Origin of the sequence: Flavobacterium aestivum, assembly GCF_026870175.2 — a bacterium.
Lineage (GTDB): Bacteria > Bacteroidota > Bacteroidia > Flavobacteriales > Flavobacteriaceae > Flavobacterium > Flavobacterium aestivum.
The window spans coordinates 2,402,601-2,416,650 of the sequence record NZ_CP113977.2 but is presented as its reverse complement, the minus strand read 5'-3'; the positions used below and the strand labels follow the sequence as shown (position 1 = coordinate 2,416,650).

The following is a 14,050-nucleotide window of genomic DNA, read 5'->3' as shown; positions in this document are numbered from 1 at the left end:
AACTATTCAGAAACATTTTGGAACTTCGTTCTCTTGCTTCCTTCATACATTTCGTATTTTACCAAACGGGCTTCAAGGCTAGCATTAAAAAGTTTTATTTTTCTCGAAGGTTTCAATCCCACAAACTTTAATGCTTCAATATTTGCGGTTATAAACCAAGCATTTGTTCCTGGATAATTCTTCTTCAAGGTATCACCAATATTTTTGTAGAACTCTTCCATATGAATATCCAAACGCTCATCATACGGCGGATTGAAAACCATATGCAATTTTCCTTGAGAGGTTTTCTCTGTGTCAAAAAAGTTCCTATCTTCAATCTTAACATATTCATCCAGATTGGCATTTCTTATATTATCTTTGGCTTTTTGAACCGCAGATGGTGCTTTATCATACCCTTTTATAGTGTAATGAAATTCACGAACACGCTTCAATAAACTATCTGTAATATTGTTAAACAAATCGTTATCCCAATCATTCCATTTTTCGAAAGCAAATTCTTTACGATTAATGTTTGCGGGAATATTACAAGCAATCATCGCAGCTTCTGCCAAAAAAGTTCCAGAACCACACATAGGATCCAAGAAATCACCTTGACCGTCCCAACCCGAAAGCAACAAAATCCCCGCTGCCAAAACCTCATTGATAGGTGCAATATTAGTAGCGGTTCTATAACCACGTTGGTGCAATGAATTTCCAGAAGTGTCTAAAGCTACTGATACTTGATCTTTATCAATATGAATATTGATCCTCAAATCAGGAAAAGCTTTATCAATACTCGGGCGTTGTCCTGTTCTTTCACGAAACTGATCTACAATTGCATCTTTACATTTTTGAGAAACAAATTCTGAGTGATTAAAATACGGTGAATGTACCGTTGTATCAATCACAAAAGTCTGATTTGCATTAATATATTTAGACCAATTTGTTCCTCTAATTCCCTTATATAAAGCTTGTTCATCTCTTGCTTTAAAAGAATAAATTGGTTTTAAAATCTTCAAAGCTGTACGCAAAGACAAATTCGCTTTGTACATAAATCCTTTATCTCCCTTAAAACTCACCATTCTCACCCCCTGCTCCACATCCTGTGCGCCTAGCGTTTGCAATTCCTTTGCCAGTATTTCTTCAAAACCAAAAAAGGTTTTGGCAATCATCTTAAAATTCTCCATCTCTTTATAAAATCCGATATTTAAATTCCATATCTCAAACACCCTAAACGATTTGAAATAGTATATTTTCTGCAAAAATACACTAAATTTGCATGACTTAAATTAATTGAAAAAGAATAAATGTCTAAAGAAGATAAACGACCTGCAAATAACGAAACACCAAAAACTGAAAATTGGTTTGCTTCATGGTTTGACAGCCCCTATTATCATATTCTTTACAAAGAAAGAAACTATAGGGAAGCTCAATTATTCATGGATAATCTAACGCATTACCTCAATCTTCCAGAAAAAGCCAAAGTACTTGACTTGGCTTGTGGAAAAGGTCGTCACTCTATCTACCTAAATCAATTAGGGTTTAATGTGATTGGTGCTGATTTATCCGAAAACAGTATTGCAGAAGCTAACAAAAACAGTAATGATAATTTGCATTTTATAGTTCACGATATGCGTGAACCCTTTGAAAATAAATTTGATGCAATTTTTAATTTGTTTACCAGTTTTGGCTATTTCGAAAATGATGAGGACAATCTAAGAACCTTAAAGGCTATCAAAGAAAGTTTAGCCGAGTATGGTTTTGCCGTAATCGATTTTATGAATGTCACAAACGTCTTGAATACTTTAGTCCCAGAGGAAGTAAAAACCGTTGATGGAATCAATTTTCATATCAAGCGTTATCTACAAGGCTGTCACATTTACAAAGAAATTGATTTTGAAGATCAAGGTCAAAAATTTCATTTCACCGAAAAAGTAAAAGCACTAACCCTTAAAGATTTCGAAGAAATGATGGAAGAAGCTGGCATTTTCCTATTGGATATTTTTGGCGATTATAAATTAAAAAAATTCCACAAAACCGAAAGCGAACGATTAATCATGATTTTCAAATAATGAATTATCTTTTACCCCTACTTTCCGTACTAATAGGCTATATATTAGCTCTATTTTTAAAACCTAAAAACAAAACCAACCTAAAATTACTATTGGCATTTAGTGGTTCCTTCTTACTGTCGCTTACAGTAATGCACTTATTACCTGAAGTGTATGAAAGCAAAAACAGTAACATTGGAATTTTTATAATGCTTGGAATTTTATTCCAAATCATATTAGAATTTTTCTCCAAAGGTGCCGAGCACGGACACGTTCATGGCCATGCCAAAATGTACCAAATCCCGTGGTTACTGTTCATCAGTCTTTGCATACATGCCTTTCTTGAAGGGTTTCCTGTAGGTCATCATCATGATTTAGCCGTAGGAATTGCAATTCATCATTTTCCTATTGCCATCATTTTGACCACATTTTTTATCAATGCCAGTCTTAATAAAAATGCAATTTTTGCATTTATGATCACATTTGCAGTTATGACACCACTGGGAACTGTTGCCTCTAATTTTATTCCACAATTAAATGACTATTATACCCAAATTACAGCTGTAGTTATTGGTATCTTATTCCATATCTCATCTACTATCATTTTTGAAAGTAGCGAAGGACATAAATTTAATATTGCCAAAGTATCTATGATCGTTATCGGAATAGCCTTGGCGTATTTCATATAGGGAAACACAATCCCGAAAAAGCTTTTTTAAATAATCTTTTCATTAATTCGATTTTGATTTAATGCAAAGCCATATTGAAGCCATTATCTTACACGCAACCAATACCTTATATCCGATCATCTAGTTTTTTCAGCATACAATCTAAATAATTTGCATTATTAAAAATATTAGCATTATTTTGTGTGTATATATTATTTAAGAAGTTTCTGTGTTTATAATACTGCCCCTAAATTATAAAAAATGCACAGAAAAATAAGAGGAGAAAAAACTACTTAAAACATTAATATACAACTTTTCCCATGTTTAATATTTTTAGAAAAAAACCTAAGGTTTATTCCAATATAGAAAATCATATTTTTGGAATAATTACAGAGTTGCTGAAAATTAGCGCGACAGACATCAATTGTGATGAATTGGGTGGAAAATACTATTTAAGTAACGAAGAGCAGCATTTTAAAGTCACAATATTGAGCAATGATTCTGTGATACGATTAACTAATACACGTGATTCTGTTGCCGAGAAATACGATAAAATTTTCGTTGAAGATGTTTTAAAGGCGGTTAAAGAAGAAAAACATCGTAGAATGGAATTAGTTTACGAATCCATTACAAATAGTATCGAGAAAATGGCAGAACGTTTACATAATGTACTTATAGAGTCAAACGGAGAAGAAGTCAAAACCATTAATCTTATTCAGAAAGAAGACTAAAGCTTTTCAAAATTTTCTTCCCCCCTTCCTTCAACCAATTCTTGGGACAATAACAAAAGAAATTAGTAATGCTGTATTCCTCTAAATTCTAGAAATTGTTTGATAATTTACAAGAACACTTTTTTCTTATTACACAATTAATTTCTTCATTAATACAACTTAAACAAATACAGCCCTTCAACATTTTTATTCCTTTTTTTTTAAAATTAATTTCTAAACCCATTATTTACTCGCTCTTCTTTTCTCTTCTTCATTTCCAGAATTTCTTTGTTTCTCGCTGATCTTGTTATTCCCAAAAGTATAGGTTAACGAAACTCGGAGAAATCTACTGCTTTCATTTTGGCTATACACTTGTTTTACGCCATTAACAACAGAGACAAAGTCTTTCAAAGAAGCGGTATTAAAAATGTCATTCACTAAAAAGGTTACCTGCATACTTTTTTTGAGGAAATCTTGTCTTAAAGCGATATTTAAACCTGACATGTAACCCACTGCATACAAACCACTTTTATACGGAGAACTGTATGTGTAATCTACTTGTAGCTTTGTTGTTTCGCTCAGTAAAAAAGTATTGTTTGTTGAAAAATCAAACTCTGGACTGTTTGCTGGAGTAGCATTGATATCCGTTATGAAATTTGTTTTCGACCCTAAAAGATATATTGAGCTTTCATTTTCCCACCAACTTGTGATACTTGCCGAATAACTCTCTCCTATACCATATGAATAGCCTTTGTAATAGTTCTCCCGAGTTACAATTTGCGTATTTGTAGTTGGGTTTGATGTGAATATAACACCGTAACCGTCAGTAATGAAATTGAAGAAAATATTGGTTCTTAATTTCTCTTTGTAAGAATGTGTAAACTCAAAATTATCACTAAAAGAGGGTTTCAAAAATGGATTCCCTTCAGAATAACTGTTGCTGTTGATATACGTACGAAAAGGGTTTAATAAGTCAAAACGAGGTCTGTTTATTCTTTTTCCGTAATTGAAGTTAAAATCATGGTTCTCATTCTTTTTATAGGCGATATAAACTGTTGGGAATAATTTTAAATAGTCATTTTCAGTTTGCTGATTTAAGGTTTCAGAATATCCGTTTGTTTGCGTATTTTCAAGTCTCAATCCTAATTGAATTTTGAATTTATCATTTAGTTTTTTATCTCCATTGATATAAATGGCCTGATTGTTTTCCTTGTATTCAAAGACATTAGATTGATTCGGGTCTAATTCTGGAGTTCCAGTAATAGTGTTGAAATAGAGTACATCACTTTTACTGTTTGTAAAACTTGCTTTAAAACCATAAGCCAAATTTGCAAATTGAAGCGGATGTTCCATATCTGCCTTGACACTCATGTTATCAATATTCTGATGTGAAATATTTCTTCCTGACTGATTTATGTCCAAGAATGACATGTCTGGCGAATATGTTTTTGCTATGAAATCTCGATCAAATTTTGAATCGTAATTGAAATAATCAAGGTCAATTGTAAATTTTCTATTTAAAGAATCTAATTTTGTCAGTAAATGGGCATTATAGGTTTTATTACCAGATTGCTTGTTGTTAAAACCATTGTTCAATATTATGTTGTCTACCGTATTTGAAGTATTATAATTTTTAATGACAATATCAGATTTGAAATCTGGATTCTTATTATCATTTAAATACTGAAAACCAATAGTTGTTTTGTCTGAAAGATCATAATCCAATGCCAATTTTCCCGAAAGATTATCTTCTTTTATTTTCGACTCGCTACTCATATGTGACAGACCATTTGGAAAATAGAGATACAAATCTTCAACTGCATTGCTGTATCCTGATTTTCCATTACCACTTACAGAAAATCGAAACTTCTTTTTGTTGTAAAAAAAGTTATTTCTTAAAGTATAAATACCATATTTATTCTGATCATAAGATAACATCGTGGTGTTTTTCCAAGAATCTGGTGCGCCTTTTTTTAAGATAATATTAATGAGTCCGCCAGTGCCACTTGCGTCGTATTTTGCAGCTGGATTGCTAATGATTTCAATATTCTTAATGTCGCTTGCCGATACTGATTTTAAAAAACTATTGAGTTCTTCTCCAGATAATTCAATCATACGTCCATCAATCATAACTCGTGATGCACCTTTTCCCAATATGTTTATAGAATTACTTTGCACCACAACTCCTGGAGCTGTATTCAAAGCACTTAGCGCATCGCCACCAACAGTCGAAATATTGTTTCCAACATTATAAACCAAACGATCTATTTTCTGTTCGATTGTGTTTCTTTGGGTTTTAATAACGACTTCAACAAGTTTTGTAGCACTGTCTTTCAGTGTAATTGTACCCAAATCGATGTCTTTATCAATCAGGATGTCTTTTTCCCATACGGAGAATCCAAGAGGACTAATCTTTATTTTATAGGAACCATTTTTAAGGTCTATCTCAAAAGTACCATCTCGTTTAGTTGTGGCTCCATTAATGATTTTTCCCTCGGGATTTGACACTATTACATTTGCCCATGCTAATGGTGTTGTTGCATCGGATACTTTTCCTTTTAATTTTAATGATGATTGTGCTAGACAGAACAAAGGCAACAATAAAAAAATAATCAGGTTTGCTTTTTTCATAATTTCTAAATTTATATTTGCTTTACTAATTTGAAGCAAAGTTGCTTTAGAAACTTTCGAAATGCGACCGACAAAAAAAAGTCGAACCAATTTCTACAGATGAAATTGGTTCGACTTTTTTATTATAAAGTTCGACTTTTTACAAATCACTTATAATCAGCTGTTTCTATAAGCTGTAGGCGTTAGCTCGGTGTATTTCTTAAATGAAGTATTGAAAGAAGATTTTGAATTGAAACCTACTTCGTATAAGATTTCTAAAATGGTCAGATGGTTTTTTGATTCATTTTTTAAAATATTCATTGCTTTTTGGATGCGGTATTCATTCACAAAATCAAAAAAATGTTGATTCATATGATGATTAATCAAAACCGACAAATCACGAACGGGTATATTGATTTGATTGGCGAGTTCCTGTATCGTAAGAGATGGGGCAAGATAAGGCTCTTGGTCTATCATATATTTTTTTAGCAATTCAATTTGATCAGTAATAATGATGTCCTGATCATTTTTTGATTCGGTTACATTTGTATCGATTTCTGGTTTGTTAATGATATCTTTTGTCAATACTATTTTGGAGTCAATTCCTCTAAAAAGTTCAGGATAGTTCAGGGCTTTTAACACAAACCAGCAGGTTACGGAAAAAGCGACCATTCCTACGATTACATTTGCCCAAAGAAATACCTCATTGTAATTTGTATATCTCAATAAATTCTTGAAAACTACGAAGGTATGCGCAGTAAAAAAAACAACTGTCATTTGAAACAACCATTTGTACGTGGAAGTACTAGGATTCGTGTAATTTTCAAGGTAAATTTCTTTATACTTTTTCAAAATGATAAATACACTGATAATGTAATACAAGTATTGAACTTCAATTAAAACCTGAAAAAAGTACATTTCAAACATTTGATTATGATGTTCAAAGAAGTATTCTTTTTCTGCTCCATTTGATAAGTAAAGTCTAGGAACTAAAACTAAATTTATGATTAGAAACGGAATTGTGTGTAATAAATGTTTCAGCTTCAATCGGAAATCAGTATAACAAACGGCTAATACATACAGATAGAATAATGGCATAATCAATAAACAAGCAGTCCATCTGAAAATTTCAAAATTTAGGTAATTATAAATATAGTCGTAAATAAAGAACCCACTGAGGTCAAAAGCAGTTAAAATAAGAAAACAAGCAAATAGCTGGTTTGCTAATTTGTTTTTCGTTTTTACGGTAAGTAAAAAGAAAGCAAGAAGTAGCGAAACAAAAACAGCCATCATTGCTATGCCGTTCAAAAAACTTAATTTATCCATTTATCTTTTAATTATTAAACAAATATAATATTTTAGTTCATTCAAAATAGTTCAAAAAAACATTCGTTGAATGAGAATTACTGTAGAAACAATTCTATAATATATATCCGTTGGAGATACAGGCGAAGAAATATTGGTCGCCTACCATTTTAAAAGAAGTTATCTTAACTTGTATTGCTTATATTATAAAAAAGATTTTTAAATCTTTGCGACTTTGCTTCCTAAATTTCGGGATTGCGATAAAAAAGATTAATTTTGGGGTAGTTCAATTACAAGAAAAATGACTTTTACAAAAACCACCGAACAATCCTCTAAATACGAACATTTAGAAAAAATGTCCGTTCCCGAATTACTTTCTAACATTAATCAAGAAGACCGAACGGTCCCTCTTGCTGTAGAAAAAGCCTTGCCCCAAATAGAAACATTAGTAACCGAAATCGTTGCCAAAATGAAATTGGGTGGACGATTATTCTATATAGGAGCAGGAACATCTGGTCGTTTAGGAATCTTGGATGCTTCAGAGTGCCCACCTACTTTTGGAGTACCTTTTGATTTAGTCGTTGGAATCATCGCCGGTGGAGACACAGCCATTCGCAAAGCCGTAGAAAATGCCGAAGACAATGCTACTCAAGCTTGGGAAGATTTAAAAGCTTTTAATGTAAACGAGAATGATGTTGTTGTGGGTATTGCAGCCTCTGGAACTACACCCTATGTTATTGGAGGTTTACAAGCTTGTAATGAAAAAAATATTAGTACCGGGAGTATTTCTTGCAATGCTGGAAGTCCGCTTTCGCAAACGGCTAAATTCCCAATTGAAGTCATTGTGGGACCTGAATTTGTAACAGGTAGCTCGAGAATGAAAGCTGGAACTGCTCAAAAAATGGTTCTGAATATGATTACTACTGCAACCATGATACAACTGGGAAAAGTAAAAGGAAACAAAATGGTAGACATGCAATTGAGCAATAGCAAATTGGTAGACCGTGGTATAAAAATGATTATGGGAGAAATTCCAGTAAGCTATGAAGAAGGAGCCGAATTATTAAAAACACACGGAAGCGTTAGGAAAGCGGTTGATTTTTATAATAAACAATAAACAGATTTCAGATTTCAGATTACAAATCACAGATCACAGATCACAGATTACTCGCATTAGGATTAAACAATCAAACAAATGGCAAACAAAGAGCTCTTAACAAAAGGAATCAAATATTTATCGGGTGCATTACCACTTATGTTTATAGGTCCATCCGCGATTTATAATGCATTTATGAACCAGCATACCAATTGGCATTATTTGGTTTTAGCCATTGGAATCATTGCTTGTCTGTCATCTATGTATTTAATATTTGTAGGTTTAAAAATAATAATGAAAGGCATATTTAACGACTAATGGAAAACCTGATTCACGTTCAAAAAACATTCGATAAAGTCATCTACATTGATAAAAAGATTAACAATCGAGAGTTTGAAGATTGTACTTTTAAAAACTGTGATTTCACTAATAGTGATTTCTCCAATAGTACATTTATGGATTGCGAATTCATTGATTGCAATTTATCAATGACCCATTTAGCGGGAACAAGCTTAAAAACCGTTAATTTCAAAAACTGCAAACTTCTGGGAATTCAATTTCAGGCTTGTGCAGATTTTTTGTTCAACGTTCAATTCCAAGATAGTGTTTTGGATTATAGCTCATTCGCTAATAAAAAAATGCCCAAAACCAAATTCAATTCCTGTTCGATGAAAGAAGTAACTTTTATCGGGACAAATTTGACCAATTCTGTTTTTGAAAACTGTAATTTAGACAATGCTATTTTTAATGATACAATTTTGGCTGGAGCCGATTTTACCTCAGCCTACAATTATAAGATAGACCCAGAATTCAATCCGATGAAAAAAGCAAAATTTTCAACGCAGGGAATCGTAGGTCTTTTAGATAAATACGATATAAAAATTGAATAATTATGGATGCAACTACCTCTTATCTTGAAAGCGTAAAAAAGCAATTTCTCTACTATAAAATGCTAGGAGAAAAAGCCATGGAACAACTAAATCCAGAACAACTTTTTGTGGCCACAAATGAGGACACCAATAGTATTGCCGTAATTGTAAAACATCTTTCGGGCAATATGTTGTCACGCTGGACTGATTTTCTAACTACCGATGGAGAAAAAGAAACCAGAAATCGCGATGCTGAGTTTGAAAATGATTTACATACTAAAGAAGAAGTATTAACCGCTTGGAATACTGGATGGGATTGTTTGTTCGCAGCTTTAGACAGCTTACAACCTGGGCAACTTTCTGAAATTATTTATATCAGAAACGAAGGTCATACGGTTATAGAAGCTATAAACAGACAATTGGCTCATTATCCGTATCATATTGGACAAATTATTTTTTATGCCAAACAACTAAAAAATAGCGAATGGAATAGTTTGTCTATCCCTAAAAACAAATCGAATAGCTATAATGCGGATAAATTTAAACAGGAGAAAACGATTAAAAATTTTACGGAAGAAGAATTTAGAAGAATGAAATAATAAAGAGAGCCGTAAGCAATAGGCTATAAGCAGTAGGCAAAAATCATAGCAATGATACTTTTTAAAGCTTACTGCCTATAGCCTATTGCTTAAAGCTCAAAACATATAAAAAGACTGCCCCAAATAATACTAATAAATTATATATGAAAAAAATAGCGTTGTTTTTCCCTGTACTACTACTAATGTCCTGCTATAATGCAGAACGCAACTGTACCGACTTCAAAACAGGGAAATTTAAGTTTGAATACGAAATAGATGGTGTTAAAAAAACAACTTTATTTGAACGCAATGACAGTATTCAAATTGAAACTTTTGAAGGCAAAACTGACACAGCCACAATTCGTTGGGTAAATGATTGCGAGTATGTTTTACAAAAGAAACACCCAAAAAACAAAGCTGAAGAGAAGGCAATTGATATGAAAATTTTGACAACAACGAAAAATTCCTATACCTTTGAATTCGGAATGATCGGTGTAGATTCTAAGCAAAAAGGGACGGTTACAAAGATTTCAGACTAAAAATAACTGATCTCAAAATTTAGATTTCAAAAACACTTAACTCATAACTTTTTAAACCCTCAAATAAATAAAATGGAAGTATTTTTTAACCCAGATGCGTGGATTGCCTTATTAACATTGACATTTCTTGAAATTGTTTTAGGTATTGATAACATCATTTTTATCTCAATCGCAACTGGAAAATTACCCGTAGAGCTACGCAAGAAAGCAACCAAAATAGGAATGTTTCTAGCTATGTTTATGCGAATTGGATTGCTGTTTGGAATTAATTTTTTAATTCAAATGAAAAAACCTTGGTTTACTATTGATTTTAGCTGGCTACAAGCTGGAGTTACTGGCCAAAGTATTATTTTATTGTTAGGAGGTTTATTCTTGATTTATAAAAGCACGAATGAAATCAGAGAGAAAGTAGATGAAAGAGGTCATGAGGAAAAAGAAATTAGTAAAGCGGCAACAAAATCCTTTCAGAGTGTGCTTTTGCAAATTATAATGATTGATTTGGTTTTTTCTTTTGACAGTATTTTAACTGCTGTTGGGATGACTAATGGTGTTGAAGGTGCCTTGGTTATTATGATTTCGGCAGTAGTAATCTCTGTTTTAATTATGATGCAATTTGCAGTTCCTGTCGGGAATTTTGTAAACAGACATCCATCTATCCAAATTTTGGGATTATCCTTTTTGATCTTAATCGGATTCATGTTACTTACAGAAAGTGCTCATTTATCAAACGCACTTATTTTTGGTAGTCATGTAACTCCTGTCCCAAAAGGTTATTTGTACTTTGCTATTTCGTTCTCTTTATTTGTAGAAATAATAAATATGAAAATCAAAAAGAAATAATTGACAGGTTCAATCAAAAAAAAAAAATACAGTTACTTCCGGTAACTGTATTTTTTTTATGCTAAAACAAAACAACCTGTCCGTCATCATCTAGATGAATGTCTGCACCATCTTCATTGGTCTCACCTTGCACTTCTAATTCTTCTGGAATTATTTCCTCCGGAATTTCATATGGCAAAGGCTCCAATAGATTTACTTGTTTCAACTTGTCTGTTGTCAATTGATTTCCGAGAGCTTTAAATCCTTTTACCGCAATAAAAGACTCAATATCTACGGTCAAATTTTCTTTTTGAACACCTTTTACTTTATTGAAAACCAATTCGGCTACAGGACGATAATCCGTTGCTACAATCTCTAATCTAGAATTAGGATGCTCAGAAATAAAGCTTTCTTCTTTGTTTTCGGTTTCTATCAAGAAACGCTTAATATAATAACGCTCTTTTTCACCATCATAATAGATTGCTGAAATTGGTTTTTTAGGAATCCATTTTTCCAAGACAATCATATCTTCATCAAAATGTGTCGATAATTCTGGTGTGATGACTTTTGATTTTCCAGCTTGCGAAATCACCAAGATTTTATCGCTAGGTCTGAACTCTCCTAAAAGTTCTCCTCTAGCATCTACATTCAATCGTTGTACAGTATCATCAAACCAAACCTTTCTCGGCAATAGTGTTGAAATACCTTTCTCTTTCAATTCTATTTTCTTGATTGGGTATTTGGTAACCAAATTCCCTTTAGAGGCACGCCCTTTAATGGCTAAAGCAGCAAAATCAATATCGAATTTCAATTTTTTGACACTTCCTACTTGACGCAATAAAATAGTTATTACCTCAGCTTCTCCATTCGGGTTACAAGAAAAATATAAGGTTTGTGATCCCGCTGTTTCATTAGTCAAATCATACGATTTATCACGGGTCACACCTGAAACATTGAATCTCTTTATATAAGACGGACCTGATTTTCCGTCACGATATATCATATTATAAATAGTACGCTTATCACTTTTGTCAAAAATAGCGACATGTATAATATCTTTCCCAACAAAAGTTTTCGCATCGACTTTGGTAACTATCATTTTACCATCTCGAAGAAACACAATTACATCATCAATATCAGAACAATCAGTAACGTATTCATCTTTCTTAAGACTCGTTCCTACGAAACCTTCTTCCCTGTTTACATACAACTTGGTGTTTCTTAAAACTACTTTTGTTGCTTCGATATTATCAAAACTACGCAACTCGGTTTGGCGTTCTTTTCCTTTTCCGTATTTTTCCTTTAGTTTGGTAAAATACGCAATAGCGAAATCGGTAAGATGTTCCAGATTGTATTCTACCTCTTTCATCTCGTCTTCTAACCTTGCGATTAACTCATCGGCTTTATCAGAGTCAAAACGAGTGATACGAATCATCGGAATCTGAGTCAATCTATGTAAATCATCATCATTAATTTCTCTGGTAAATGATTTTTTGAAAGGCTCAAATCGGTCATACAAATATTTGTAAAGCGATTCTCTGTCACCATACAATTTGAAGTCAATGTACATTTCCTCACGAATGAAGATTTTCTCCAAAGTAGAAAAATGCCATTTATTTCGTAACTCTTCTAAATGAATTTCGAGCTCTTGTCGGAGTAAATCGACCGTTCTGTTTGTTGAAATTTTCAACATTTCAGAAACTCCAATAAACAACGGTTTGTTATCTTCAATAACGCATCCCAGTGGCGCAACCGAAGTTTCACAAGCAGTAAATGCAAACAAGGCATCAATAGTTTTATCTGGAGAAACCCCTGGGAAAAGATGAATTAAAATCTCAACCTCAGCAGCGGTATTATCTTCAATTTTCTTGATTTTGATTTTACCTTTTTCGTTGGCTTTCAAAATACTGTCAATCAAACTCGTGGTATTGGTCGAAAACGGAATCTGGGTAATCACCAACGTATTTTTGTCGAGTTGACCAATTCTTGCACGAACACGAACACGCCCTCCACGTAATCCGTCATTATAATTGGACACATCGGCAATACCTTGTGTCAAGAAATCTGGATATAACGTAAATGGTTTTCCTTTCAGAATTTTGATAGAGGCATCTATCAGTTCATTAAAATTATGAGGTAAAACTTTTGTTGAAAGACCAACCGCAATACCTTCAGCTCCCTGTGCTAAAAGCAACGGAAATTTTACAGGTAAATTATTCGGTTCAGCACGACGTCCATCATAGGAAACGCCCCAGTCTGTAATTTTTGGAGAATATAAAACCTCCAATGCAAATTTTGACAAACGTGCTTCGATATAACGGGAAGCAGCAGCTCCATCTCCCGTCAAAATATTTCCCCAGTTTCCTTGGCAGTCAATCAATAATTCTTTCTGACCAATTTGTACCATCGCATCACCAATACTCGCATCTCCGTGTGGGTGATACTGCATGGTGTGCCCAACTACATTGGCAACTTTATTGTAACGGCCATCATCCAGTTCCTTCAAAGAATGCATAATACGACGCTGAACTGGCTTAAAACCATCTTCAATAGCAGGAACGGCACGCTCCAGAATTACGTACGAAGCATAATCCAAGAACCAGTCTTTGTACATTCCGGTTACTTTTGTAATAACGTCTTCTCCTTCTTCCTCCTGATTTTCGTAAAAATGCTGTCCTTCAAAATGTTTAGCATCTACGTTGATAATTTCATCGTCTCCTCCTTCTTGATTATCATCAAGCGGATTCTCATCAAAATTATCCTCGCCGTCGTTTGGAATTATGTTATCGTCTTCTTCGTCTTTCATTTATTTATTATAAAAATATA

At 33.2% G+C, this 14,050-nt stretch carries 13 protein-coding genes; 9 read left to right on the top strand and 4 right to left on the bottom strand.

Going from position 1 to position 14,050, the window contains the following annotated elements:
• Window positions 1–2 precede the first annotated feature (2 nt).
• Complete coding sequence (locus OZP08_RS10440) at window positions 3–1,166, bottom strand: THUMP domain-containing class I SAM-dependent RNA methyltransferase (protein ID WP_268846036.1); 1,164 nt, start codon at window positions 1,164–1,166, stop codon at window positions 3–5.
• 120 nt (window positions 1,167–1,286) lie between these two features.
• Here OZP08_RS10440 and OZP08_RS10435 point away from each other — a divergent pair, with 120 nt between their 5' ends.
• The 3 genes from OZP08_RS10435 to OZP08_RS10425 all read left to right on the top strand — a co-directional run bounded on the left by OZP08_RS10435 (window position 1,287) and on the right by OZP08_RS10425 (window position 3,429).
• Complete coding sequence (locus OZP08_RS10435) at window positions 1,287–2,051, top strand: class I SAM-dependent methyltransferase (RefSeq protein ID WP_268846035.1); 765 nt, start codon at window positions 1,287–1,289, stop codon at window positions 2,049–2,051.
• Entirely contained in the window at window positions 2,051–2,719 is a 669-nt protein-coding gene (locus OZP08_RS10430; RefSeq protein WP_268846034.1) for a ZIP family metal transporter, read from the top strand. Before OZP08_RS10435 ends, OZP08_RS10430 begins: the two co-directional genes overlap by 1 nt.
• A 374-nt stretch (window positions 2,720–3,093) precedes the next feature.
• Window positions 3,094–3,429, top strand: coding sequence for a hypothetical protein (locus OZP08_RS10425; protein ID WP_268846033.1), 336 nt, complete (start codon window positions 3,094–3,096; stop codon window positions 3,427–3,429).
• A 222-nt stretch (window positions 3,430–3,651) separates the two neighbouring features.
• Here OZP08_RS10425 and OZP08_RS10420 read toward each other — a convergent pair whose 3' ends face one another.
• Together OZP08_RS10420 and OZP08_RS10415 are read right to left on the bottom strand one after the other, a co-directional pair.
• On the bottom strand, window positions 3,652–6,039 hold the full coding sequence (locus OZP08_RS10420; RefSeq protein WP_281321784.1) for a TonB-dependent receptor: 2,388 nt from the start codon (window positions 6,037–6,039) through the stop codon (window positions 3,652–3,654).
• Window positions 6,040–6,195: 156 nt separating this feature from the next.
• The gene (locus OZP08_RS10415) at window positions 6,196–7,344 is read right to left on the bottom strand and encodes a helix-turn-helix domain-containing protein (RefSeq protein WP_281321783.1); all 1,149 of its coding nucleotides are present in this window, start codon (window positions 7,342–7,344) and stop codon (window positions 6,196–6,198) included.
• 280 nt (window positions 7,345–7,624) lie between these two features.
• Here OZP08_RS10415 and murQ point away from each other — a divergent pair, with 280 nt between their 5' ends.
• The 6 genes from murQ to OZP08_RS10385 all read left to right on the top strand — a co-directional run bounded on the left by murQ (window position 7,625) and on the right by OZP08_RS10385 (window position 11,245).
• Entirely contained in the window at window positions 7,625–8,440 is an 816-nt protein-coding gene (murQ, locus tag OZP08_RS10410) for an N-acetylmuramic acid 6-phosphate etherase (protein WP_268846028.1), read from the top strand.
• Between the two features lie 78 nt (window positions 8,441–8,518).
• Window positions 8,519–8,737 (top strand): DUF6095 family protein, encoded by a 219-nt coding sequence (locus OZP08_RS10405; RefSeq protein ID WP_268846027.1) that lies wholly within the window; start codon window positions 8,519–8,521, stop codon window positions 8,735–8,737.
• The gene (locus OZP08_RS10400) at window positions 8,737–9,309 is read left to right on the top strand and encodes a pentapeptide repeat-containing protein (RefSeq protein ID WP_268846026.1); all 573 of its coding nucleotides are present in this window, start codon (window positions 8,737–8,739) and stop codon (window positions 9,307–9,309) included. Before OZP08_RS10405 ends, OZP08_RS10400 begins: the two co-directional genes overlap by 1 nt.
• Window positions 9,310–9,311: 2 nt before the next feature.
• Entirely contained in the window at window positions 9,312–9,887 is a 576-nt protein-coding gene (locus OZP08_RS10395; protein ID WP_268846025.1) for a DUF1572 domain-containing protein, read from the top strand.
• 143 nt (window positions 9,888–10,030) lie between these two features.
• Entirely contained in the window at window positions 10,031–10,405 is a 375-nt protein-coding gene (locus OZP08_RS10390) for a DNA topoisomerase IV (RefSeq protein ID WP_268846024.1), read from the top strand.
• 72 nt (window positions 10,406–10,477) lie between these two features.
• Window positions 10,478–11,245: a TerC family protein gene (locus OZP08_RS10385; protein WP_268846023.1), complete on the top strand. Its 768-nt coding sequence runs from the start codon at window positions 10,478–10,480 to the stop codon at window positions 11,243–11,245.
• 61 nt (window positions 11,246–11,306) lie between these two features.
• Here the strand turns inward: OZP08_RS10385 and OZP08_RS10380 are convergent, their stop codons facing one another.
• Window positions 11,307–14,030, bottom strand: a complete 2,724-nt coding sequence (locus tag OZP08_RS10380; protein WP_268846022.1) for a DNA gyrase/topoisomerase IV subunit A — start codon at window positions 14,028–14,030, stop codon at window positions 11,307–11,309.
• Between the last annotated feature and the right edge of the window lie 20 nt (window positions 14,031–14,050).

Coding starts and splice junctions, on each gene's coding strand:
- OZP08_RS10380 (WP_268846022.1), bottom strand. CDS start 14,030: ATGAAAGACGAAGAAGACGATAACATAATTCCAAACGACGGCGAGGAT.
- OZP08_RS10430 (WP_268846034.1), top strand. CDS start 2,051: ATGAATTATCTTTTACCCCTACTTTCCGTACTAATAGGCTATATATTA.
- OZP08_RS10390 (WP_268846024.1), top strand. CDS start 10,031: ATGAAAAAAATAGCGTTGTTTTTCCCTGTACTACTACTAATGTCCTGC.
- OZP08_RS10395 (WP_268846025.1), top strand. CDS start 9,312: ATGGATGCAACTACCTCTTATCTTGAAAGCGTAAAAAAGCAATTTCTC.
- OZP08_RS10420 (WP_281321784.1), bottom strand. CDS start 6,039: ATGAAAAAAGCAAACCTGATTATTTTTTTATTGTTGCCTTTGTTCTGT.
- OZP08_RS10415 (WP_281321783.1), bottom strand. CDS start 7,344: ATGGATAAATTAAGTTTTTTGAACGGCATAGCAATGATGGCTGTTTTT.
- OZP08_RS10385 (WP_268846023.1), top strand. CDS start 10,478: ATGGAAGTATTTTTTAACCCAGATGCGTGGATTGCCTTATTAACATTG.
- murQ (WP_268846028.1), top strand. CDS start 7,625: ATGACTTTTACAAAAACCACCGAACAATCCTCTAAATACGAACATTTA.
- OZP08_RS10440 (WP_268846036.1), bottom strand. CDS start 1,166: ATGGAGAATTTTAAGATGATTGCCAAAACCTTTTTTGGTTTTGAAGAA.
- OZP08_RS10405 (WP_268846027.1), top strand. CDS start 8,519: ATGGCAAACAAAGAGCTCTTAACAAAAGGAATCAAATATTTATCGGGT.
- OZP08_RS10435 (WP_268846035.1), top strand. CDS start 1,287: ATGTCTAAAGAAGATAAACGACCTGCAAATAACGAAACACCAAAAACT.
- OZP08_RS10400 (WP_268846026.1), top strand. CDS start 8,737: ATGGAAAACCTGATTCACGTTCAAAAAACATTCGATAAAGTCATCTAC.